A 22,361-nucleotide genomic window follows, 5' to 3' on the forward strand; every position below is an offset into this window, starting at 1 on the left:
CTAAATGGGATATCTGGTTTTGAAAGGGGTACCTATGAAATTCAAGAGATTCATGGCATTTGGTATACCTCTGCTCATCGCTTTTTTATTCTTTTTTCCTTATAAGCATGTAATTGCCTTTTCCTTTGAGGATCAAGGGGAATTAATCGCATACTTTCCTTTGAAAAAAGAAAAAGAATTCAAGATTGAGTATACACACTCCATCCACCTCACGGATGTTTTGGAATCATATCGTTTATCGGATAAGCAAATCGAACAAACTGAACTTTCTTATCATGATTTTGCAGTCGGTATGCCTTCTAATGCGGAGGGGGAGGAAGTATTTGAAGAAAAAGACGGTACCTATTTCATAAAAAATATGAAACGCAATTTCACCCATATCGATTTACGGGTAGGACAAGTTAAAGCTAACCATCGTTTAATATATGATGAAAAAACATACACATTGGCAGACTTCATTAAACCAGGGACATGGGTCAGGATTTCATCGGAAAGAATTTCATTGTGGGAACAGTTGAAGGGAGTGAAGATTAGTGTCTGATAATGAAAAAATCAAATATTTAACCGAAGCGGAACAGCAGGAGTTATTGGAAAAATATGATCCAGAAGCCGGGACTAGGAAATTAACTGGTGTCTTGGGCCACATTGCGTTTTTTGGACTCCTGGCTTTTTCGCTATTCCAATTATATACTGCCATTTTTGGTGTTTTTACAGCACAAATCCAAAGGACGATACATTTAGGGTTTGCACTCTCCTTAGTATTTTTACTATTTCCCGCAAACCGGAAGAAGCGTGAAAAAGGAAAGTTTCAAATTGCCTGGTACGATATCATATTAGCGATCCTTAGTATCGGGGTAGGTGCATATTGGCCCTTATTTTTCGAAGATATCGTCATGAATGTAGGACGTTTGGGCGCATTGGATTTTGCCGTTGGTTTATTGGCCATTCTCCTGGTTTTGGAGGCAACCAGGCGTGCAGTGGGACTTCCCATTATGGTCATTGCTTTGATATTCATTTTCTATGGAATTTTTGGACAGTATATGCCAGGATTCCTCGCTCATCGGGGTTTGACTCTAGAACGGATGGTACAAACGATGTTCTTCTCGACAGAGGGCATTTTAGGCACTCCGTTAGCGGTGTCGTCGACATTCATCTTCCTATTTTTACTGTTTGGATCCTTTCTAGTCCGAACAGGTGTCGGTCAATACTTCAATGATCTTTCAACAGCCATTGCCGGCAGAAGGATAGGGGGACCTGCAAAGGTTGCGATTTTTTCCAGTGCTCTTCAAGGAACGATTAGCGGAAGTTCTGTAGCTAATGTTGTCACTTCGGGAGCATTCACGATACCGATGATGAAAAATCTGGGTTATAAGAAGGAATTCGCTGGGGCAGTGGAGGCAGCCGCTTCGACAGGCGGTCAATTGATGCCTCCGGTAATGGGGGCAGCGGCATTCTTAATGGTTGAGTTCATTGGGAATGGGATAACGTATTGGGATATAGCAAAGGCGGCTGCGATTCCAGCTATCCTTTACTTTTCAGGAATTTGGATCATGACCCATTTTGAAGCGAAACGACTTGGGCTGCGTGGGTTAACGAAAGAAGAGATGCCAAGTAAAAAGGAAGTGTTCGGCAAATTTTATTTACTAATACCGATCCTTGCCATTATTTTATTGCTCATGCTGAATATCACGGTTACACATGCAGCACTGTATTCCATTGCTATCTCGGTTCTTGTAGGTTTCATAAACAAGGATGTCCGCATGAAATTCATCGATATCATTTATGCATTGGTCGATGGAGCCCGAACGGCACTTGCGGTTGCAGCTGCAACCGCAGCAGCAGGCATTATTGTAGGAATCGTTACGAAAACCGGATTAGGGCTGAAGCTGGCTAATGGTTTGATCGATTTGTCTGGTGGATATTTGATTCCAACACTGATGCTAACTATGGTAGCGGCCCTTATATTAGGAATGGGTTCACCTACGACCGCCAATTATGTCATCACATCGACGATTGCAGCACCTGCGATCATTTTGCTTGGTGTTCCTGATTTATCTGCACATTTATTCGTTTTCTATTTTGGCATTATAGCAGATATTACTCCTCCAGTTGCTTTAGCGGCATTTGCAGCGGCAGGGGTGGCAGGCGGTGAACCGATAAAAACGGGAATTGAGTCATCAAAACTTGCTATCGCTGCATTTATCATTCCATATATTTTTGTTCTTTCCCCACAAATGCTGATGATCGATACAACTTGGATGGAGGTTGCCTGGGTCGTACTTACAGCAATGTCAGGCATGATTGCAATTGGTGCGGGTGTTATAGGTTACTGGATGAGGGGGATGCACTGGTTAGAAAGAGTCCTCGCGATAATCGTTGGTTTACTATTAATCTATCCTGAAACGATATCGGACATCATTGGGGTATCCGCTTTTATCGTATTACTGGCTTTACAATACCTTTGGAAGAGTGACAATCACGACAGCTCCAAAATCTTGGAAAATAACCAAAGCATAGAGAAAAATTGAGTCTAAGAATATCGATCCTAAAAGTAATTGATAGAGCTGAACCATTCAGGGGGGTGATTTTTTGTAGTGAAACATCATTGAGAACACAACGCCCAATCGGAATGTGCAGACTGCTTTTCTATCGAGAACATCTAGAATACTCCTACTAGGGCCATCAGCTCGTATTTTCAGTTGCATTATGGTAAAACCCTAATTGGTTTTAATTTGAAAGGAGACTAATTCATGAAATTTTTAAAAAGTTTTATTTTAGTTACTTTCAGTTTCTTTTGCATCATCACACCAGCTTTTGCAAGTGTCCCTGGAGTGGATACTTCAATGAAAAAAGGAGCAACAAAAGGAATCGTATCAGTTTCCCACCCTTTAGCGGCGGAAGCGGGCATAAAGATATTAAAACAAGGTGGAAACGCAGTCGATGCAGCAGCAGCCATTCAATTATCGTTAAATGTAGTTGAACCGATGATGTCTGGAATCGGCGGCGGTGGTTTTATCATGATTTATAATAAGAAAGAAAATAAAATAACGATGATCGATAGCCGCGAAATGGCACCGCAAAATGTTACGCCTGAACTATTTTTAGATGAAAAGGGAAAACCCGTACCTTTTAGTAAACGGCACACAACCGGAAAAGCCGTTGGTGTTCCTGGAACCCTTAAGGGGATGGAAGCTGCCCTAGATAAATATGGAACATTGAAATTATCACAAGTTATGGACCCGGCAATTAAACAAGCTGAAAAAGGAGTTAAGGTCAATTGGATAACAGCGCAATATATCGATGAAAATGTAAAAAAATTAGAAAATAACGAAGAAGCTGCAAGAGTATTTATGCCTAACGGAAAACCATTGGAAGAGGGAGACACCCTCATTCAGCCTAATCTGGCAAAGACTCTTAAGTTAATAAAAAAACAAGGTTCAAATGTTTTTTATAAAGGTGAAATCGGGGAAGCCCTCACCAAAGAAGTTCAAAAACGTGATGGGACGATGACAACTGAAGATTTGGAAAACTATGTGGTGAAAGAGAGGGAACCAATTAAATCGGAATATAGGGGATTTGAAGTGGTCGGGGCGGCTTCACCAAGTTCAGGCAGCTTGACTGTCCAACAGATTCTTGAGCTTTTGGAAGGATACGATGTGCAAAAGATGGGGGCGAACTCTCCTGAGTATCTTCATCATCTAACCGAAGCCATGCATCTGGCTTTTGCCGATCGAGCTGCCTATATGGCAGATGAAGATTTTTATGATGTACCCACTAAAGGACTATTAGATGAAGAATATATAAAAGAAAGAAGAAAACTCATCAATCCAAATATATCAACAGCCGATGTCAAAGAAGGCGATCCATGGAAGTACGAAGGCCAAGAACCGGTTTCAATGGAGAAGGTAAAAGAAGAGAAAACACCGATCGGACAAACGACTCACTTTTCTGTAATGGATAAGTGGGGAAATATGGTTTCTTATACGACTACGATCGAGCAAGTATTCGGTTCAGGTATCATGGTACCTGATTATGGATTCATGCTTAATAATGAAATGACGGATTTTGATGCCACACCGGGTGGCGTTAACCAGGTGGAACCAGGAAAAAGACCAAGAAGCAGTATGTCACCGACCTTCATATTAAAAGATGGCAACCCTTTCATGGCGATTGGGTCACCAGGTGGAGCCACGATTATAGCATCGGTATCTGAAACGATAATGAATGTGATCGATCATCAAATGACAATTCAAGATGCGATACTTGCGCCGCGTGTATACTCTGCTGGCTATCCGACAGTCAGATGGGAACCGGGAATCGATCAAAATACAAGGTTGGAGTTAATGGCAAAAGGGCATGTTTATGAAGAAAAACCGCAGCATATCGGGAATGTGCAAGCTGTTATTTATGATTATGAAAGGGGAAGAATGTATGGGGGTGCCGACAATACAAGAGAAGGAACAGTTCTCGGGGTGGATGGGGTTTCCTATAAATCGAAACAGCCAAGAGAAATGAAAGAAGAAAAAAAGGGGCCGTTTACCTTAAAAGTGAATGGAGCCGTTTATCCTTACACTGCAAAACAAATGAAACTGATTGATGGAAAACCATATATCCAATCAGACAAATTGCTTCTAGGTTTGGGTGCAATTGAATCGGTGGATTTAGAAATATTTAAACCAGATAAAAAATCCTACTTACCGGTGCTAAAAGTCGCAAAATCATTAGGATATAAAGCAAAATGGAACGAAAAAGACAAAGTTGCACTTTTGGAAAAAGATCCGGCTGATATTGAAGACCCAGACGATGATGGCAGTGTCACGAATTAATTTCTTTTCTTGAGGGAGCCAAGCCTGCTCCAAGAATAAAATCGAATTCTGTATGACTCAAAAAATGGAAAACCCCTGGATTCTCTATGAAAAGAGAATTCAGGGGTTATTTATAGTTCATAGCGTTTCTTTTATCAAATCTGATCATTTCAAATGTGGATGGCCGCTTAAATTGGATTTTGTCTGTTCAATTGCCAATTTTGCTAAATTCTTTATCGTTACATCGTCCATCGGAGGATTGTGTAAACCAGCTCTTACATCCCTATAGTGCCTTTGTAGTGGATTATTGCGTTGAAGACTTTTTGCACCGACTATTCGCATGGCTTTATCGACAATTGTAATGGCTGCGTTTGTAACAATATGTTTTGCAGCCCCCAGCTCATTTGTGAAATGAATTCTTCGTGATTCATCATCATAAGCCTCGGCAACGCTATATAAGAAATGCCGGGCTTTCATTAATTCCAAATCAATTTCTCCTAACAGTTGTTGGACATTAGCCAGCTGGCTGATAGGTGCATTTATACTGTTTGGAGTATAGTTATTGGCAAAGTGTATGGCGTAATCCCTTGCAGCTTGCGCAATGCCAAGGTAACAGGCTGGAATATGAAGGATCCATGCATTGAATCTGTTTCCACTTGGCATTTCAGGTAACTCAACAAGTTTTGAATCATCCACTTCAACATCTTTAAGGACTAAATCATGACTTCCTGTCCCCCTCATTGAAATTACGTCCCATGTTTCATCTATGTAGAGCCCATCCAAATCTTTATGCAGGAGAAAAAATCCAACCTTTTGCCTTTCCTCGATCCATGCTGAAACTAGGAAATAAGTTAAAACAGGGGACATGGTTGTATAGGTTTTACGTCCGGAAATAACCCAATAATCTCCCTTTTTGACTGCCTTCGTTCCGGGGCGTCCCCCGCGAGTCGGACTGCCAGTTTGCGCTTCACTAACGGAACGGTTCACTAAAGCGCCATTTAGAACTTCCCCAGCAATAAAATCTAAGTTCGTTTTTGTCCAACTTTTCTGTTCAAAAAGGTCTCCTATCACTCCAAGGTTCCAACCAATGGATAGCGCAGTCGCTGAATCAAAACTAGCCAATGTTTCTTGAAGGAGAATCATATCATAAACTTTTAACCCTTCGCCACCATAGGATTTGGGAAGAGTTGAGCTTGTATATCCCATACGAATTAAATCTTGAATATGTTCTTTCGGAAAAAAGGCCAATTCATCAATTTGAGCAGAATTATTTTTGAATTTTGATTCTACTTCATATAATTTTTTCAGCCACGCTTTTTGACTCTCCGTCTTAATGAATAGGTTAATCACACGGTTCCCTCCTTCTATTACCTTCTGTTTTTGTTTCAATTCCTATTAATCTTATTGGTTTAAATGATAATTAAGGTGTGTTTAGTTGTCAAGGAAATTAAGGGTTTGCAGATAAACGATGCCTCTGGAAAGACTCTTGTATTTTCATATAACTACAATTCTTTTAATAAAACAGGTGTGTGCAGTTGCTTGAAAATTTTAAATATACACATTGACTTTACAAAAGTATCCATTTATTATGTTTATAACCAAATAACTTACTTAACCTACCTAAATAGTTGGTATTGAGTGGTGAAGGTGATGTATGTATTTCCTTTGAATTTCAGGAAATACAAATGCAAGTAAAAAAACATCGTAAAACGAAAGGGGATTCACTATGAAAAATAAAAAATTTCGCCATGTTTTAACTATCGGTTTAGCGTTTGTAACCATATTAGCGGGGTGCGGATCAGGTACATCAACGAGTAATGAAGCCGATGCAAATTCAGGTAGCACTTCAGGTGTCCGAAAGGTAAAAGTAGCATATGACCAAGCGTCAAAACCTATGTCTTGGCTGGATGAGAAGGGAAATCCAACTGGATATGATGTGGAAGTTATGAAATTGGTTGATGAATTACTACCGGCATACGAATTCGAATATATTGGCACATCAAGCGATGACCTGTTAGTAGGCATTGAACAAGGTAAATATCAAGTGGGGGTTAAAAATGCTTTCTGGACAGAGGAAAGGACTGAGAAGTTCATCTTTCCTAAAGAATTCCTTGGATTAAGCAGTGCGGGCCTTGTTTTAAAGAAAGAAAATTCAAAGATCAAAAATCTCAAGGACTTTGCTTCAGAGGGCTTCTCCTTAGCACCAATCGCAGCAAATAACGCTCAATACACGATCGTTGATGAGTATAATCAGGCCAATCCGGACAATAAGGTGAAATTGAAAGCCGGAGATGCATTCACTGTAGATGTAATTCAATGGGTAAATGAAGGCCGTGTCGACGGTGGAATAGCGATCGAGGGAGCTTTTAAGAAGCAAGTGGCCGACGATGGCCCCTATCATAATTTAGTGGATGATCTAGTTTACAATGAATTTGCAGTCATTAAAACCTGGCCATTATTCAACAAAAAAGAACAAAAATTCGCAGATGCTTATGATGAAGCGATTAAAAAAATTAAAGACGAAAAGAAGACGAATGAGTTAAGCAAAAAGTTTTATGGCCGGGATTTATTCGAAGTTTTGGGAACTGTAGAGAGATAACGAAGCCCTTAGCAAAACAAGCATTAAAATGTCAATCAATAGGTTATGACTTGTCATTTTCTTAATATGGGTTTTCTTGGATAACTCTGGTATTTTAAGAGATGGCAAGTTTCTAGGTACTGGCCTTCAATAGAATGATTGGATTTGAAAATTCGAATCTTCAATGAAAGCAGATGGAGGTGAAACATGGAAAAATACTTTGATTTAGCTTACATAGTAGAGTCGGTACCAATGTTAGTTCCCTTTCTAAAAGTAACATTAATCGTTACGGGTCTATCGGTCTTGTTCGGGACAATCATAGGTTTCATCTTAGCGGTCATGAAACTTGGAAATAGTAAAATCGCCAGGAAAATTGCCTATGGATATACAACGGTATTGAGATGTACGCCCTCTATAGTTCTGCTTTTTTTGACTTACTATGGTATACCTGCAATTGCAGGGAAATTTGGCATAAATCTTAATGATATTGATAAAGCAGTATTTGTAGTCATAACCTTTTCGCTTCAATTTGCGGCTGCAATGTCAGAAGTGATTAGAACATCGCTTGAATCTATTGATAGAGGGCAATTTGAAGCGGCAGTAAGCGTTGGATTAAGCAATACGCAAGCTTACCGGAGAATTATTTTACCCCAGGCTTTCGTAGTCGCATTACCAAACTTCGGTAACAGCTTACTTGAATTAATGAAAGAAGGGTCTTTAGCATATACAATCGGCTTGATAGATATCATGGGGAAGGCAGAGCTTATAATCGCCGGGAACTATAACACACATGCATTAGAAATTTATCTTGCATTGGCGGTTATTTACTGGACATTGTCGATTGCCATTGAACAACTGTTCTTAAAATTGGAAAAGGCATTCAGTAAAGGAAAACAAGTGATAACAACTGCATAGAGGGGTGACAGAATGTCAGAAGGTCTGGATTATAGGTTTTTAGTGGAAACCTTTTTTGTAGCGTTATCGGGGGTGCCGACCGCATTATTCATTACAATTGTTGCTTTGATTATTGCCTTGCCATTAGGGTTTTTACTTGCTTTATCAAGAATAAATCAAATCCCGGTATTGAATCGCTTAGCACAGATATACGTTTCATTTGTCAGAGGAACGCCCGTCATTATCCAAATTTTCATTATATATAGCAGTGTGCCATTAATGCTGACTTCTATATTTGAAAAGTATGCTGTCGAAATGAATGTATACGATGTAAATCCGATATGGTACGCATTCATTGTTTTCTCGTTGAATACGACAGCTATTCTCACAGAGGTGTTTCGTTCGGCAATTAGCACAGTGAGCAAGGGGCAACTTGAAGCTTCTTATGCTGTCGGATTAACAACTGTGCAAGCATTTAGAAGAATTATCATTCCACAGACATTGGTAGTGGCATTACCGAATATATGTACAGCAACAGTCAATCTGATTAAAGCGACATCATTAGGTTATGCTTTGTCATTGCAGGAAATCACTTTAAAAGCAAAGGTAGCTGCCAATGTTGGCTACAATTATGTTGAAGCATATATTGATATCTTTCTTGTTTACCTAATTTTATGTAGTTTGGTGGAATACTTGTTTAAAAGGTATGAAAAACGAGTAAGCAGGTTTAAAGCCGTGAGTATCTGAAATGAGGAGGTGTGGCCGAAATGCTAGAGATTAAAAATATTCATAAATCATTCGGTGAGAATGAGATTTTAAAAGGTGTGGATTTAAATATAGACAAGGGGGATGTGGTGGTAATTCTGGGTCCAAGTGGTTCAGGTAAGACAACTTTACTCCGATGCATTAACTTTCTTGAAAAAGCAGATCAAGGACATGCCGTTTTTGGTGATATTGATGTAAGTCTTAAAACGGCATCGAAAAAAGTGATTCATGGAATAAGGCAGAAGATAGCCTTTGTTTTTCAAAATTATAATCTTTTCGCTAATAAAACGGCATTGGAAAATGTGACGGAAGGACTGGTTATTGGAAGGAAGATTGCGAAAGCAGAAGCATATGAAATTGGTAAAAAAGCATTGGATAAAGTAGGCTTGTCAGAAAAATATGGTGCTTACCCTAGTGAACTCTCAGGCGGGCAGCAGCAAAGGGTGGGCATTGCGAGAGCGGTTGCTTTAAACCCTGACATTATTTTATTTGACGAACCAACTTCGGCATTGGACCCGGAATTGGTCGGTGAAGTACTGACGGTGATGAAGCAAATTGCCAAAGAAGGAACTACGATGTTAGTTGTCACGCATGAAATGTCTTTTGCAAAGGATGTTGCAAACAGAGTGATTTTTATGGATGCAGGTGTCATAGTGGAAGAGGGATCGCCTAAAGAAATTTTTGTGAATCCAAAAGAAGAAAGAACGAAGAGGTTCTTAAAAAGAGTCTTGCCGGAGGATTATATTTTTTATATTTAGGTTATGTTCACTTTCTCTTTTGATATGTGATTGAAACAAACGAATAAAAATAACGTTTGTTAGAGGGATTCAGAATGACGTTAAGTGAATTGATAGTAAAAATTCAAAAATTGAATTAAGCAAAAATACATCGGTTTAAAGAATTCTTTATCCATTTACTTGCAACATCATTTTCTGCAAGTGAACAAGCATTTCAAGAAGTGACCGAACGCAAAAATAAAGATGGCTAAACTTGTGTAGATTTTGACTCTTTAAACATATACCTCTACAGTTCATTAACAAGCAGAATAGAATAATGAAAGAAATATACTTTGGTGGAAATTGAAAACTGTAAAGGAGAATAAAAACTTGCGTAATCAACAATGGAGTAAAGTAAAGAAAAAGTTAGAGAGTTTTATCTGTGACTCTCTAAAAAATAGAGTTCAGTTTACTGTTACGAATTATCGAAAGGCTCACGACCGATTAGGACGAGCTTTTATTACTGTTGATAAAAAGGAAATCCTAAATATGTGTACGATAACGTCTGATAGAGAAATGTTCAGAAAAGAAAATGAAATAAGAAATGCCAAAAGTATTGAATACGATGTCTATAATGGAAATCAGAACTATGAGATAGGGATACAAGCACATGAAATGATTAAAGCAGAGGGGATTTTTGCACAGTATGACTTTTTTAATGCGGTTGAAGAATATTTTAATTTACCAATAGAAATTTCCTTAAAATCAGATGATATGATTATAAAGATTCTTTCTCTGATAGATAGAAGAGTTGGGATGCGTACGTTACAGGGGCTTAAAAAATCCATCCTAAATGAAAAGGAAATTATCCAGTATTTTTATAACTTGCGATGTGAAGCAGAGGGAATAAGAACTTCCTAAAAAGCGCTATAATGAATTTTTATTGAACAAGTATTTTACTTGGCGTGGAAGTGTGAGCGTTAGGACGTTATTAATTAGTGAGGAAAAACAATATGGATGGATAGTGAAAACACATGAACCTCCTGCAAATATGAGTGGGAAACCTAGCTCATTGGCAGGAAGTCTAAAGTGTTTTCTTTATACAAAGTGAATCACAATGAGCCATGGTGTCTTTTCCATTAAATTAGAGAATCAGCATTTAGGCATCGTTCCTAACATCCCACTTAAAAAAGCTATGTATTTCCTCTACTAACTTACATACTGCAGGAGACAGATATCGATCTTTCAAATAGGCCAGGTAAACAGTCCTTTCCAAAGAATTCGAATCTATTGCACGAATTGCAGTATTGCGTGTTGCAGCGGATTTTATATAGCTTTCCGGTAAAATTGTAACCCCAAGACCTTCTTCCACCAAACTGCAAGCCGTTTCAAGCCTTTCTATTTCGTATAGGATATTTGGAATTGCATGTTCTTCCTTAAATGCTCTTAAGATATCATCTCTTGTTTGAAATCCAGTTGTACTGATGATCAATTCTTTCTTTGCAATGTCTTGGAAAGTGATGGACTCTTTTTCATTTAACTCGTCATCTTTATGAATCAAAAGCATGAATTTTTCATTATAAAGGGGAGTGGACAGAATTTCATCATTGTTGATGGGCTGGTTCGTGATGGTGAAATGAACATTATACCGATTTAACGAATCGAAAACTTTCTCTTCCCCTAATATTTCCCTTACTTTTATATGAATATTAGGATAATTGGTTTTAAAATTCCTGATTATCTTCGGGAACCAAAATTTGAATGATTCTATGGAACCTATAGATACTGTTCCGCTTCCAACATCCTTCATTTCCTTAAGCTCCACTTGCATATTATCGAATTTTCTTAACAGATCAACAGATCTCGTATAAAAAAGCCCACCTGCTTCCGTAAGCTCAAGACCCCTTGTATTACGTTCCAAAAGCTGAAAACTAACTTCATTTTCTAATTTCATTATGGCATTACTTAGGGAAGGTTGTGATATATGCAGCATTTTTGCCGCTTTTGAGAAATTCTTTTCCTGGACGATGGTAGTGAAATACCGAAGTTGACGAAGATCCATTTATTCTCCTTACTATAGCTTTAAACTATAGATATATTGAATTTTTGTATTGGTAATTATATATTATCTCATTTATAATTTTTAAAAAAGATATTTCGGAATTTTTTAAATAAAGGAGAAATTATGTATACTAATCCGACTTCAAAATATTGGAATGGAAGAATTGATTCCCAATCTGACATGGACAGCTTCAGATACCACCAAAGAGTACGGTTGGCTCCGATATCGGAATTAGCCATCTCTTCCAATGCATCAAAGACCTTTGGGTTGATTGGCTTCAAATGTGATGAAGGCGTCAAAAGGAATAAAGGCAGGATTGGTGCTGCAGAGGGTCCTGATCATATTAGGCAGTACTTGGCGAAATTACCCTGTCATTTACCGTCCCAAACCGAGCTGGTGGATGCTGGCGATGTAAAATGTGAAAGTACGGAAATGGAGGCCGCCCAGTTCGAATTGGGATCGGCTGTTGACCGGATATTGGAGACTAAAGCGATTCCTATCATACTTGGGGGAGGGCACGAAACCCTGTATGGCCATTATCTTGGGATTAGGAAATCCATTGGACCAAAAGCTAGATTGGGGATCATTAATATTGACGCGCACTTTGATATGAGGCCTTATGAAAAAGAAAGTTCATCAGGAACGATGTTTAAGCAGATTTTGGACGAAGATCAAAGTTGTGGATATTTATGTGTCGGAATTCAGAAGCAGGGGAATACGAAGGCACTGTTTGAAACCGCTGAGAGAAGTAATGTCGACTACATTTTGGAAGAAGATTTGTCATTGAACGAAATGGATGAAACAAAGCGGCGGATAAATGAATTCGTTAATAAAAATGACTACATTATGCTTACATTATGTACGGACGTTATTGATTCAGCCTACGCACCTGGGGTAAGTGCACCATCGCCGTTTGGACTGAATCCAAAATTGGTCCGTGCGATTATTAGGCATATCGTATCGAATGAAAAGATCCTCTCCTTTGACATTTCGGAAGTGAATCCTTCGTTGGACGAAAATAATAAAACCGTAACATTGGCAGCACATTTAATAAATGAAGTTTTGCTGCATTTTAAATAATGGATGGACATGGAAGAGGGGCAATTCCAATTTGGTTCTTCCAGCTTTCCTCAATGTTATCTCCATGATCAATTATCATAAAAACCTTAGAAAGCACCCAGGCTGTCCGTGAATCATTCATGGACAGTCTTTTTAGTGGTTAATTGCCCCGGCTATTGCTTGACTCCCCGTTTTAGGATTAACAATGACTCTTCCAAAGTTCACTACTGATACTTGTGGGTTTTTGGTTTATAATAACAACCATCTAGGGGGGGATTTTTTATGAATGAATATAAAGTGACGGTCAGGAATGGCAGTACCTTGATCTTGTCGGAAATCATTAAAGCTGAAGATGAAAGAGAAGTCCTTGGAACTCTTTTGATTTCCAGCGAATTATTTAATCAACCATTTACCGACATCAAAATTTTAGAACGCTGATTTGTGCCTGTCCGTTCGATTTGTTACACTGTAATAAATTCTAATACGGTAGGCGATAGTATGTGTGGACGTTTTACCCTTTTCACTGACATTGAAGAAATAAAAGATCGGTTTGATATTCAAGGATCGTTTGATGAGGAATACCAATTCAGCTACAATATTGCTCCCTCCCAATCCGTGCTCTCCGTCATTAATGACGGGGCAAGGAATCGACTTGGATATCTTCGGTGGGGGCTCATTCCTTTCTGGGCAAAAGACGAAAAAGTGGGCTACAAAATGATCAATGCCAGAGCGGAAACCATTGCTGAGAAAGCAAGCTTCAGGAATGCGTATAAGAAGAAGAGATGCTTGATAATCGCTGACTCTTTTTATGAATGGAAGAAGACAACGGAAAGAAAAATACCGATGCGAATAAAACTGAAGAATCATGCTCCATTTGGAATGGCGGGTATCTGGGAATCCTGGAAATCTCCTGAAGGCATCAGCATCTATTCGTGCTCCGTTATAACAACCGTTCCTAATGAGCTAATGACCAGCATTCATGATCGTATGCCTGTCATCCTTAAACCGGAAGATGAAAAAGATTGGTTGAATCCAACCAATAATGATCCTGCATATCTGCAGCAGTATTTAAAGTCATTTGATTCGGAACAGATGGAAGCCTTTGAGGTATCGACTGAAGTGAACTCGACCAAAAATAATTCATCTAACCTAATACAACAAATTTGCTGAGAGGTCATTAGACCTCTTTTTTATATGAATTCCGTCCCGATAAATGAAAATAACTGATTAACTGCAAATGTCAAGATCTCTTTATAATCAGTAAGGAGTCCATGTAAAATAATTTAAAATTAACCTTGCGAAAATAGACAAAATGCTGTACTGTTATATTTGCTTTTCAAAACGACTTTCGATGTCACGAACTCAGGCAAGTTTCCAGCGTGGTACTTTTCTGGCAGGCATCGTAATTTTTGATAAATTATATAATGTAATCTTCTTATCAAGAGAGACGGAGGGACTGGCCCGAAGATGTCTCGGCAGCGGACTTAAATGGAGTGCTGTGCCAAATCCAGCAGGCTGATTTTCGCCTGAAAGATAAGAAGGGTGTTTTTTATAAATTAAAAGACCTCTTCTTGTTGTTAAATAGAAGGGGTCTTTTTTATGCCAGTTTTTTTGCTATAGCTCCATGACTGGATAATCAGGTAGGTTCAAATTGGAGTTATTTGCGAAAACTGTTAATAGAATAAGAGCTGTGACAAATGTCGCGGGAAAAATAAAAAGAGGTGTACATCATGAGTGCAAACAATAAAGGGAATCCATGGGCATTGATCCCGTTTGTCGTATTTTTAATTTTATTTATAGGGTCCGGAATCATCACTAAAGATTTTTATTCATTTCCGGTGATTGTAGCGATTTCCATTGCATCGGCAGCTGCATTGGCGATGAATCGGAAAGAGACATTCAATGAAAAGGTTGATATCTTCTGTAAAGGTGCCGGGGACGCCAATATTATGTTAATGGTTATCATTTTCCTTTTGGCCGGGGCTTTTGCCGAAGTTGCCAATGGCATGGGGGCAGTTGAATCAACAGTGAATCTTGCCTTAGCTGTTTTTCCGCAAAATCTATTAATGGTAGGGATTTTCATCATCGCTTGTTTTATTTCTTTATCAATGGGGACAAGCATGGGAACGATTGTTGCACTGGCACCTATCGGGGTTGGGATTAGTGAGCAAACAGATATTTCGCTTGCCCTATCAATGGCGGCCGTTATTGGTGGTGCAATGTTTGGGGATAACCTTTCCTTCATTTCAGATACGACAATCGCTGCAGTTCGAACTCAAGGAACGAAAATGAAGGATAAGTTTAAAGTGAATTTTTTCATCGTTTTACCTGCTGCCATCATCACATGTGTCATCCTAGGAATTTTAACGATGGGCGAACAAGCCGACATCTCCCAACAGTCTTATGATTGGGTGAAGATTCTTCCATATCTTTGCGTATTGATCACTGCATTGGCAGGAGTCAATGTGTTCTTGGTCCTTTCCATCGGAATCGTATTTGCCGGAATTATCGGCTTGGCTGATGGAAGTTATCAACCGTTGGGTGTCATTCAAAAAGTTGGAGAAGGAATGGCGGGAATGTATGAAATCTCCTTCCTTGCCATTTTAATTGCAGGTATGGTAGCTGTAATCAAACATAATGGTGGCATCGATTATCTACTCCACCTAGTGACCCGAAATAGCAAATCAAAAAAAGGGGCGGAATTCAGCATTGCCGGGCTTGTTGGTTTGACAAACCTTTCAACGGCAAATAACACGATTTCGATTATCATTGCCGGGCCACTTGCCAAAAATATCGCTGAAAAGTATGGGATTGATCCGCGTAAATCAGCGAGCTTGCTTGACATATTTGCATGTTGTATCCAAGGGTTGATACCATATGGAGCACAACTGCTGGTTGCAGCAGGGGTAGCAAAGATTTCACCAATAAGCATCTTGCAGTATTCATATTACCCAATACTAATTGGACTTTGTGGCGTCATTGCCATCCTGATTGGTTTTCCACGGTTTCAGCCGGGAAATGATGAAACGAAAAAACATACTTCTTAAAAAGAGAATAATAAGAAAACACCCTGAATCATTGGATACAGGGTGTTTTCTCAGTTTGTAGACAAAAGGGGTTCGGAATTAAAAAATTCCGAATCCCTTTTAAAATTCCATTGAAATTTTGACCAAAGGTTAAGAGATTTTCGAGCCACTATGTTAAGCCATTTTAGGGCCTTACCATGTCCACGTAGCCATCTTCTTTAAATTAATGGCAGCGAAAGTAAGCATAGCTTGCATCGACAATTTTTTAAGTCCCCTTAAAGTAGTCCAACGCATACCATGCTTTTCTTTTGCATCTGGGAATACACGCTCAATCGTTTCACGCATGGAACGAATACCGAAGGTATATTGAATGAATGTCAGTTTAACTAAAATAACTAGATCAATACTTGGGCTTCCTATCTCTGAACTAAGCTTTTGGTAAACAATTATTTTCATAACCAAAATAACTGCTTAATTCCAGTCCATATAGATAATGGTTGTGTGGTGGACATTTGTCATGAATAGAGGACGATTCCAACTAAACCAGAAAGAATAATTACATAGGCTGGGTGCCAACGTAATTTCATTAAGGCAAATAACGATAATCCAAAAACGAGTAATAAGCTTATCGTATGCCATGAAAAGTTCAGCGCTATCATATGATTGGAAAGTGCAAAGCTGATCGCTGCAAAGAGGATTAAACTAGTGACAATGGGTCTTAGTCCATAGAACATGGATTGAATAACTGGATAATGATTCAATTTGCTGAAGAAGGTGGCTATAACGGTTACGAATATAATAGCAGGAAGCAAGATTCCGAAAGCAGATGATATGGCTCCTGCGTATCCAGCAGTCGAATAGCCAACGAGAATGGCACTATTGGCAGTGACAGGTCCTGGGGACATCCCGGAAATGGCGATGATATCAGTAAATTGCTGCGTCGTCATCCATCCATGCTGTGAGACTTCCGATTCTATTACGGGAATCATGGCGTATCCGCCTCCAAACGATACAAAGCCGATAATAAAGAAGGTGCTAAACAACTCCCACAATTCCATCATTCTATCACACACTTTCTTGAAAATTAGTTAGACCCTTTTTTGATATACTTATATGCCAGCACCCATGAAAGGTTCGAAAACATCTTCTTCATTTCCTTTATTTCTGTCCATCTTAACATCGTAACCTAATTTTCTCTTAATGGAGATGGTCACAATACCAGCTACAGCTCCTGCTAATATAACCATCACAGGGTGCAGAAAGAAAAGGACTGGAATTCCTACTATTAAAATACAGAAAGTTGTTTTGTCTACAATAGCCGTTTTTCCAATCTTGATAGCCGCATAGGCGATGATGGCTACTATGGAAGCTCTGATCGATACGAATGCGGATTCTATCTTCGGGTTATCATGAATGAAAAAATACAAAATGCCTAGGAGCAGAACAATTAAAAAGGTAGGTAATGAAACACCGATCATGGCTGCCATTGCCCCCTTCATTCCGGCAATCCGATGGCCGATAAAGGTGGCGGAGTTGATGGCGACAGCTCCCGGTACGGACTGAGATAATGCAAAAACATCCGTAACTTCTTCGCTTTTCATCCATTTTCTCTTTTCGACCACTTCTTTTTCGATTAAAGGGATCATCGCAAACCCGCCTCCGAATGTGACAGGTGCTATTTTAAAAAAGGTCCAAAATAATTGGAATATAATTTTCCATTGTCCTTTCATTGACATCAGTCACTTCCTTTGCATGCTTTGCTTAATTCTTATCATTAACATATCAAAGAAAAAGGGCTGGGTAAATTGCAACAAAATCATCGGGTATAACAAAACGTTATACCCAGAAGATTTATCCGTTTTATAAAGAATGCCGCCAATAATTAATAGCCTTGGAATGTATCACACTATTTTCATTTCACCATTTACCTAATGATGCTATCATTTTAATAAACTATCTAAAAACATGGAGGTCGTTTTCTTGAAATTGGAAAATCTGAAAATGTTTTGTTTAGTGGTGGATGAAGGAAGTATAAGCCAGGCAGCGAGGTTAAGTTTCCTATCACAGCCCGCTGTAACACGGCAGATCCATCAACTGGAAAATTATTATAACACTTTGTTATTCGACCGTGAGGAAGGAAGGCTGAGAGTTACAGAAGCAGGAAAGCTGTTATACCCCTTTGCAAAAGCCATAGTAAATGACTTCAACCATTCAAAAGAAGTGATTCAGCAATCGACGGGGAAGTACAATGCAAATCTCATAGTAGGGGCTTCCTTGACTATCGGTGAGTATTTGTTGCCGAGCTTGCTTGGGAGATTCAAAAAACAACAGCCAGAAATAAAAGTGACATTGACGATAAAAAATACCCCCCGGGTTCTGGAGGATCTTTCAAACGATGTCATTGATTTGGCCTTGGTGGAAGGACTTGTGGAAAACACCGATTTCATTGTAGACAAGTTCGCCGAAGACGAATTGATATTGGTATGTCCATCCGACCACCCATGGAAAGACAGAAAAGAAATTCAGCTAGAGGAATTGGGAAATGAAAGGATGATTTGGCGTGAATCCATTTCCGGAACACGGCTTATCGTAGAAAACATGTTAAGGGAGCATGGGGTTTTAGAAAAAATAGAAAGCTACATGGAGATTGGCAGTACACAAGCGATAAAAAGTGCGGTTGAAGCTGGACTTGGAATCAGCATTTTGCCAAGGTTGACAGTGGCTAGAGAATTGGAGCAAGGCTTTTTGCAGGAAGTGGATATATACAGAATAGATATGGCAAGAAATTTATGGCTAGTCAGGAAAAACAAGCGTTTTAATAAAATAGGGGTGTCTAAATTTGTTGATTTTCTTCGATAAGGAATGAAAGCTACCTTCGTTTACCATTACAATTTGGCAGCGTTTTCAGTTTTGTGGTTAATGGCGTGGCCCCGGCAGCAAGCAAAAGTCATGGTAAATTGAATATACCGCATTGATTATAAAAGCTCTTCCCAACCGGGAGGGGCATTTTGTATTTGGTTGTTCAGCCTTCGGTTAGACAAACAAAGGGATTAATGGGCATAATAAAAGATATAATGATGGTTCGGAGATGATATAGCGTGGAGTTAAAGGAAATAAAGAAGCTCGCCAATGCATTAAATGAAAGCGGTAAACAGCAAATTGTATATTTCTTGCAGTCTCGAACGAAACCGATGTCGGCTCCTATTCGTGCAATTGATGAAATCCAGGTACAAAAGCATTAAGCTAGTCTTGTCTGCCCACTGTGCGATTTGGTAAATACGTTATCAAAACATGTGCTGGAGATGTGAAACAGCAGCGTTACAGCTGTAAAGCCTGCCATCAAACCTTCAATGACCTCACAAACACGCCTCTTCAACGCACCAGAAGACCACATAAATCTAAACGGGCAGTTTTGTTGAACAAGTTGTAAATTTAACATTTTAAAGTAAGAGCATTTCTTTGTAATGAGAAGTGCTTTTTATTTTTGTCAAAATTAAAGAGATATTTCAATAACAATAATAATATAAATAAAAACAATATAAATTTACTGTAATACAATAAATAATATGCTAAAATCATGTTGTCATTAAATAAGTGAGGTGTTTTAAATGAATGTTAAACGAGGTTCAACGACTTTCTTAAAGGTAATTATTTTTCTGGCTGGAATTGCAGTGCTTGCTTTGTGTATCTGGTTGCCTGAGATAGCCGTTAGAGATGCAAGGGTACATCCAGATACGGCTTACTTCCTAATCCCCTTTTTAGTATGTGCATACGGATTATGTATTGCGTTTTCTGTTGCGTTGTATCAAGCATATAAACTATTAACCTACATCGAAAAGAACAATGCTTTCTCTGAATTATCCCTTAAATCTTTGAAGATTATAAAGAAATGTACTTTTACAGTCATTTTCCTCATTTTGTTAGGAATAGTAAGCTTAAGGGTGCTTGCTAAAGTTACAGGTAGTGATGATGCAGCGGGTCCTACATCATTATGTCTAATGGGTATTTTAGCAACAAGTATCATCGCAGCCATTGTGGACGCACTTCAAAAGCCATTAAAAAATGCCCAGATATAATGTCAAAAAATGAATGATTAACGGATATGTAAGACTTTGGATTGTCAGCCAGGTGATTTTTGGAGTACAAAAGCGACGAAGACACTCAATAAAAACAAACACAACTAATTTATTTAACTACGGGGACGATAGTTCAATGAACCGCCTTTTCACCAAGGCGGTTTTCTTATGTTCTAATATCAACATTAGAATTTAACATAGCCTTTATATAAATAAAATTGAAGTTACCATTAGAAATAGGAAATATACTTAAAGGCAAATTAATTATAAAATAAATTCATATTATTCAAAAAAATCTAAAAAATATGCTTCAACATTCGTAAAATAGAAATGATATCTACTTAGAAAGGGGTATGAAATGTCCAAAGCATCTATTATTAAAGGAATTGTATCCGTTCCCATTGTTTTTGTTTTACTGGCAGGGTCTTCTGTTACAAAGGCTGCGTCAGATGAGCCGATGCCGGCGACAGATGCAACAATTTCAGCAAATAAGGCTTTTTATGAACAGTTGAATTTTAAAGATAAGGAAGATTTCAAGAATGCACATAAAGGATTCATTGCGCCTTTGAATATGAGTCCAATTAAAAATTCAAAAGGTGACGTGATATGGGATAGTAATCGATATTCATTCATCAAAGAAGATCAGCCGGCAAGCTTTACTGTTAACCCAAGCTTGTGGAGACAGGCTCAATTGCAAAATATAGCAGGCTTATTTAAAGTGGTGGATGGCGTTTATCAAGTTCGGGGCCAGGATTTATCAGTGCTTACCATTGTGGAAGGAAAAACAGGATTAATAGTTTTGGATACACTTTCTACTATTGAAACGGCCAAAGCAGCCATGGAGCTTTATTTTGAACATCGGCCCAAAAACCCAGTAAGTGCAATTGTTATTAGTCACAGTCATGCGGATCACTTCGGTGGTATGAAAGGCATTGCTCAATATGCTGAAAATCCAGCTAAGGTGCCGATTATTGTCCCAGCAGGTTTTAACGATGAAGCGCTAAGTGAAAACATTCTTTTAGGCAATATAATGTCTCGCCGTGCAGGTTATATGTTTGGAAATCTTTTACCCGCTAATGAAAGGGGATTTGTTACTTCTGGTATCGGACCTGGATTAAGTAACGGAACTTTTAGCTATTTACCTCCAACAATGGAAGTGAAGGATGATATTCAAACGGTGGAAATAGACGGAATAACATTTAAATTTTTATTGACGCCGGATTCGGAAGCTCCATCTGAAATGCATTATTATATCAATGATTACAAAACTTTAGTGGTAGCGGAAAACACCGGACACACGTTACATAATATTTATACATTAAGGGGAGCTAAAACCAGAGATACCTTAAAATGGGTGAAAGCACTTGAGGAAACAGTTGATCTGTTTGGAAACGAAGATATAGATGCTATGGTTACGGCCCATACATGGCCCATATGGGGAAGGGACAATGTTCTGGAGCAGTTGGAAAGTCAGCGTGATTTGTACAAATATATTCATGACCAAACCATACGATTAGCTAATTTAGGTCTTACACCGGATGAAATCGCGGAAGAGTTAAAGCTTCCTGAAAAGTTGGATAAAGTCTGGGCCAATCGGGGGTATTACGGAACATTGAAACACAACGTAAAAGCGGTGTACAACTTTTATTTAGGATATTTCAATGGTAATCCATCCGACTTGGATCCATTACCACAAGAGGAATCGGGCGCTAAATATGTACAATATATGGGTGGGGAAAAGAAGGTCATTAAACAGGCAAAACTTGATTATAAAAAAGGGGAATATCGCTGGGTGGCTCAAGTCTTAAAGCATGTCGTCATGGCCAACCCGAAAAATACAGAAGCAAAAAATTTATTGGCAAAAGCTTATGAGCAATTAGGATACACAGCTGAATCTTCTGTGTGGCGTAATTTCTATCTTACCGGCGCAGATGAGTTAAGGAATGGTGTGGCAGACTCGAAGGGAAGTGGCGGAATGATGAATCTCGATACGCTGCTCAATATGCCAATGGATGATTTTCTGAAATTCTTGTCCATTAAATTAAACGGAATAAAAGCGGAAAATAAAAATATGACATTCAATTTGACATTTACAGATTCGAAAACCAATTACACGATATATCTGAATAATTCTGTATTGAACTTCAAAAAAGGGAAAATGGCGTCCAACCCTGATACAACATTAACATTAGATAGAATAACTTTCTATCAGATTGCTCTGGGACGTGAAGGTTTATCCAAAATGGAAGCAGCCGGTAAAGTTTCCATTTCCGGTGATAAAAAACAGTTTGAAAATTTCCTGACTTTGCTGGATCAATTCCAACCAAAGGTTAATATCGTAACTCCGTGATAATCAACCACTTCATATTCTGAAACCAGG

The 22,361-nt window shown here is 38.7% G+C and carries 20 protein-coding genes, 1 pseudogene and 1 riboswitch; of the genes and pseudogenes, 16 read left to right on the forward strand and 5 right to left on the reverse strand.

The window, feature by feature from the left end; translation table 11 throughout:
• Positions 1 to 34 precede the first annotated feature (34 nt).
• From ABOA58_RS11465 to ggt, 3 genes are all read left to right on the forward strand, one after another.
• Positions 35 to 541: a DUF1850 domain-containing protein gene (locus ABOA58_RS11465; RefSeq protein WP_350302389.1), complete on the forward strand. Its 507-nt coding sequence runs from the start codon at positions 35 to 37 to the stop codon at positions 539 to 541.
• Positions 534 to 2,528, forward strand: coding sequence for a TRAP transporter permease (locus ABOA58_RS11470; RefSeq protein WP_350302390.1), 1,995 nt, complete (start codon positions 534 to 536; stop codon positions 2,526 to 2,528). The genes ABOA58_RS11465 and ABOA58_RS11470 overlap by 8 nt, the downstream gene beginning before the upstream one ends.
• Positions 2,529 to 2,750: 222 nt before the next feature.
• On the forward strand, positions 2,751 to 4,826 hold the full coding sequence (gene ggt, locus ABOA58_RS11475) for a gamma-glutamyltransferase (RefSeq protein WP_350302391.1): 2,076 nt from the start codon (positions 2,751 to 2,753) through the stop codon (positions 4,824 to 4,826).
• A 144-nt stretch (positions 4,827 to 4,970) separates the two neighbouring features.
• Here ggt and ABOA58_RS11480 read toward each other — a convergent pair whose 3' ends face one another.
• Positions 4,971 to 6,155 carry an acyl-CoA dehydrogenase family protein gene (locus ABOA58_RS11480; RefSeq protein ID WP_350302392.1) on the reverse strand — a complete coding sequence of 395 codons (1,185 nt, stop codon included), beginning with the start codon at positions 6,153 to 6,155 and terminating at the stop codon, positions 4,971 to 4,973.
• A gap of 376 nt (positions 6,156 to 6,531) precedes the next feature.
• Between ABOA58_RS11480 and ABOA58_RS11485 the strand changes: the two genes are divergently transcribed.
• From ABOA58_RS11485 to ABOA58_RS11505, 5 genes are all read left to right on the forward strand, one after another.
• A complete protein-coding gene (locus ABOA58_RS11485; RefSeq protein ID WP_230176422.1) occupies positions 6,532 to 7,404 on the forward strand; it encodes a transporter substrate-binding domain-containing protein in 873 nt (290 codons plus the stop codon).
• A 186-nt stretch (positions 7,405 to 7,590) separates the two neighbouring features.
• Complete coding sequence (locus tag ABOA58_RS11490; RefSeq protein WP_137018429.1) at positions 7,591 to 8,298, forward strand: amino acid ABC transporter permease; 708 nt, start codon at positions 7,591 to 7,593, stop codon at positions 8,296 to 8,298.
• A 12-nt stretch (positions 8,299 to 8,310) separates the two neighbouring features.
• Positions 8,311 to 9,024 carry an amino acid ABC transporter permease gene (locus ABOA58_RS11495; protein WP_241588817.1) on the forward strand — a complete coding sequence of 238 codons (714 nt, stop codon included), beginning with the start codon at positions 8,311 to 8,313 and terminating at the stop codon, positions 9,022 to 9,024.
• Positions 9,025 to 9,044: 20 nt separating this feature from the next.
• Positions 9,045 to 9,800 carry an amino acid ABC transporter ATP-binding protein gene (locus ABOA58_RS11500; protein ID WP_350302393.1) on the forward strand — a complete coding sequence of 252 codons (756 nt, stop codon included), beginning with the start codon at positions 9,045 to 9,047 and terminating at the stop codon, positions 9,798 to 9,800.
• Between the two features lie 348 nt (positions 9,801 to 10,148).
• Positions 10,149 to 10,679, forward strand: coding sequence for an SF0329 family protein (locus ABOA58_RS11505; protein WP_350302394.1), 531 nt, complete (start codon positions 10,149 to 10,151; stop codon positions 10,677 to 10,679).
• 238 nt (positions 10,680 to 10,917) lie between these two features.
• Here the strand turns inward: ABOA58_RS11505 and ABOA58_RS11510 are convergent, their stop codons facing one another.
• Positions 10,918 to 11,820 (reverse strand): LysR family transcriptional regulator, encoded by a 903-nt coding sequence (locus tag ABOA58_RS11510; protein WP_350302395.1) that lies wholly within the window; start codon positions 11,818 to 11,820, stop codon positions 10,918 to 10,920.
• 123 nt (positions 11,821 to 11,943) lie between these two features.
• Here ABOA58_RS11510 and hutG point away from each other — a divergent pair, with 123 nt between their 5' ends.
• The 4 genes from hutG (at position 11,944) to ABOA58_RS11530 (ending at position 15,926) form a co-directional block, all read left to right on the forward strand.
• A complete protein-coding gene (gene hutG / locus ABOA58_RS11515) occupies positions 11,944 to 12,900 on the forward strand; it encodes a formimidoylglutamase (RefSeq protein WP_350302396.1) in 957 nt (318 codons plus the stop codon).
• Positions 12,901 to 13,161: 261 nt separating this feature from the next.
• On the forward strand, positions 13,162 to 13,317 hold the full coding sequence (locus ABOA58_RS11520; protein ID WP_350302397.1) for a hypothetical protein: 156 nt from the start codon (positions 13,162 to 13,164) through the stop codon (positions 13,315 to 13,317).
• A 60-nt stretch (positions 13,318 to 13,377) separates the two neighbouring features.
• Complete coding sequence (locus tag ABOA58_RS11525; RefSeq protein WP_350302398.1) at positions 13,378 to 14,049, forward strand: SOS response-associated peptidase; 672 nt, start codon at positions 13,378 to 13,380, stop codon at positions 14,047 to 14,049.
• Between the two features lie 262 nt (positions 14,050 to 14,311).
• Positions 14,312 to 14,419, forward strand: a riboswitch (SAM riboswitch).
• Positions 14,420 to 14,609: 190 nt separating this feature from the next.
• The gene (locus ABOA58_RS11530; RefSeq protein ID WP_350302399.1) at positions 14,610 to 15,926 is read left to right on the forward strand and encodes a Na+/H+ antiporter NhaC family protein; all 1,317 of its coding nucleotides are present in this window, start codon (positions 14,610 to 14,612) and stop codon (positions 15,924 to 15,926) included.
• A gap of 171 nt (positions 15,927 to 16,097) precedes the next feature.
• On the opposite strand, the gene ABOA58_RS11535 is transcribed toward ABOA58_RS11530, so the two are convergent.
• The 3 genes from ABOA58_RS11535 to ABOA58_RS11545 are packed head-to-tail and all read right to left on the reverse strand — an operon-like array spanning position 16,098 to position 17,641.
• Positions 16,098 to 16,361, reverse strand: coding sequence for a transposase (locus ABOA58_RS11535; protein ID WP_434547778.1), 264 nt, complete (start codon positions 16,359 to 16,361; stop codon positions 16,098 to 16,100).
• Positions 16,362 to 16,420: 59 nt separating this feature from the next.
• A complete protein-coding gene (locus ABOA58_RS11540; protein WP_350302400.1) occupies positions 16,421 to 16,966 on the reverse strand; it encodes a chromate transporter in 546 nt (181 codons plus the stop codon).
• 48 nt (positions 16,967 to 17,014) lie between these two features.
• Positions 17,015 to 17,641, reverse strand: a complete 627-nt coding sequence (locus ABOA58_RS11545) for a chromate transporter (protein ID WP_350302401.1) — start codon at positions 17,639 to 17,641, stop codon at positions 17,015 to 17,017.
• A gap of 244 nt (positions 17,642 to 17,885) precedes the next feature.
• Here ABOA58_RS11545 and ABOA58_RS11550 point away from each other — a divergent pair, with 244 nt between their 5' ends.
• From ABOA58_RS11550 to ABOA58_RS11565, 4 genes and pseudogenes are all read left to right on the forward strand, one after another.
• Positions 17,886 to 18,764 (forward strand): LysR family transcriptional regulator, encoded by an 879-nt coding sequence (locus ABOA58_RS11550; protein ID WP_350302402.1) that lies wholly within the window; start codon positions 17,886 to 17,888, stop codon positions 18,762 to 18,764.
• Positions 18,765 to 19,003: 239 nt separating this feature from the next.
• Positions 19,004 to 19,299: pseudogene (locus tag ABOA58_RS27755) on the forward strand (IS1595 family transposase); the annotation flags it as partial.
• A gap of 214 nt (positions 19,300 to 19,513) precedes the next feature.
• Positions 19,514 to 19,981, forward strand: a complete 468-nt coding sequence (locus ABOA58_RS11560; RefSeq protein ID WP_350302404.1) for a DUF2975 domain-containing protein — start codon at positions 19,514 to 19,516, stop codon at positions 19,979 to 19,981.
• A gap of 358 nt (positions 19,982 to 20,339) precedes the next feature.
• On the forward strand, positions 20,340 to 22,331 hold the full coding sequence (locus ABOA58_RS11565; RefSeq protein WP_350302405.1) for an alkyl/aryl-sulfatase: 1,992 nt from the start codon (positions 20,340 to 20,342) through the stop codon (positions 22,329 to 22,331).
• The last annotated feature ends 30 nt before the right edge of the window (positions 22,332 to 22,361 follow it).

The organism is Peribacillus frigoritolerans, assembly GCF_040250305.1.
GTDB lineage: Bacteria > Bacillota > Bacilli > Bacillales > DSM-1321 > Peribacillus.

What these genes read in the sequence shown, in the direction of transcription:
- ABOA58_RS11465 (WP_350302389.1), top strand. Translation starts at nt 35, where the DNA reads ATGAAATTCAAGAGATTCATGGCATTTGGTATACCTCTGCTCATCGCT.
- ggt (WP_350302391.1), top strand. Translation starts at nt 2,751, where the DNA reads ATGAAATTTTTAAAAAGTTTTATTTTAGTTACTTTCAGTTTCTTTTGC.
- ABOA58_RS11485 (WP_230176422.1), top strand. Translation starts at nt 6,532, where the DNA reads ATGAAAAATAAAAAATTTCGCCATGTTTTAACTATCGGTTTAGCGTTT.
- ABOA58_RS11490 (WP_137018429.1), top strand. Translation starts at nt 7,591, where the DNA reads ATGGAAAAATACTTTGATTTAGCTTACATAGTAGAGTCGGTACCAATG.
- ABOA58_RS11495 (WP_241588817.1), top strand. Translation starts at nt 8,311, where the DNA reads ATGTCAGAAGGTCTGGATTATAGGTTTTTAGTGGAAACCTTTTTTGTA.
- ABOA58_RS11500 (WP_350302393.1), top strand. Translation starts at nt 9,045, where the DNA reads ATGCTAGAGATTAAAAATATTCATAAATCATTCGGTGAGAATGAGATT.
- ABOA58_RS11510 (WP_350302395.1), bottom strand. Translation starts at nt 11,820, where the DNA reads ATGGATCTTCGTCAACTTCGGTATTTCACTACCATCGTCCAGGAAAAG.
- hutG (WP_350302396.1), top strand. Translation starts at nt 11,944, where the DNA reads ATGTATACTAATCCGACTTCAAAATATTGGAATGGAAGAATTGATTCC.
- ABOA58_RS11520 (WP_350302397.1), top strand. Translation starts at nt 13,162, where the DNA reads ATGAATGAATATAAAGTGACGGTCAGGAATGGCAGTACCTTGATCTTG.
- ABOA58_RS11525 (WP_350302398.1), top strand. Translation starts at nt 13,378, where the DNA reads ATGTGTGGACGTTTTACCCTTTTCACTGACATTGAAGAAATAAAAGAT.
- ABOA58_RS11530 (WP_350302399.1), top strand. Translation starts at nt 14,610, where the DNA reads ATGAGTGCAAACAATAAAGGGAATCCATGGGCATTGATCCCGTTTGTC.
- ABOA58_RS11535 (WP_434547778.1), bottom strand. Translation starts at nt 16,361, where the DNA reads ATGAAAATAATTGTTTACCAAAAGCTTAGTTCAGAGATAGGAAGCCCA.
- ABOA58_RS11540 (WP_350302400.1), bottom strand. Translation starts at nt 16,966, where the DNA reads ATGATGGAATTGTGGGAGTTGTTTAGCACCTTCTTTATTATCGGCTTT.
- ABOA58_RS11545 (WP_350302401.1), bottom strand. Translation starts at nt 17,641, where the DNA reads ATGTCAATGAAAGGACAATGGAAAATTATATTCCAATTATTTTGGACC.
- ABOA58_RS11560 (WP_350302404.1), top strand. Translation starts at nt 19,514, where the DNA reads ATGAATGTTAAACGAGGTTCAACGACTTTCTTAAAGGTAATTATTTTT.
- ABOA58_RS11565 (WP_350302405.1), top strand. Translation starts at nt 20,340, where the DNA reads ATGTCCAAAGCATCTATTATTAAAGGAATTGTATCCGTTCCCATTGTT.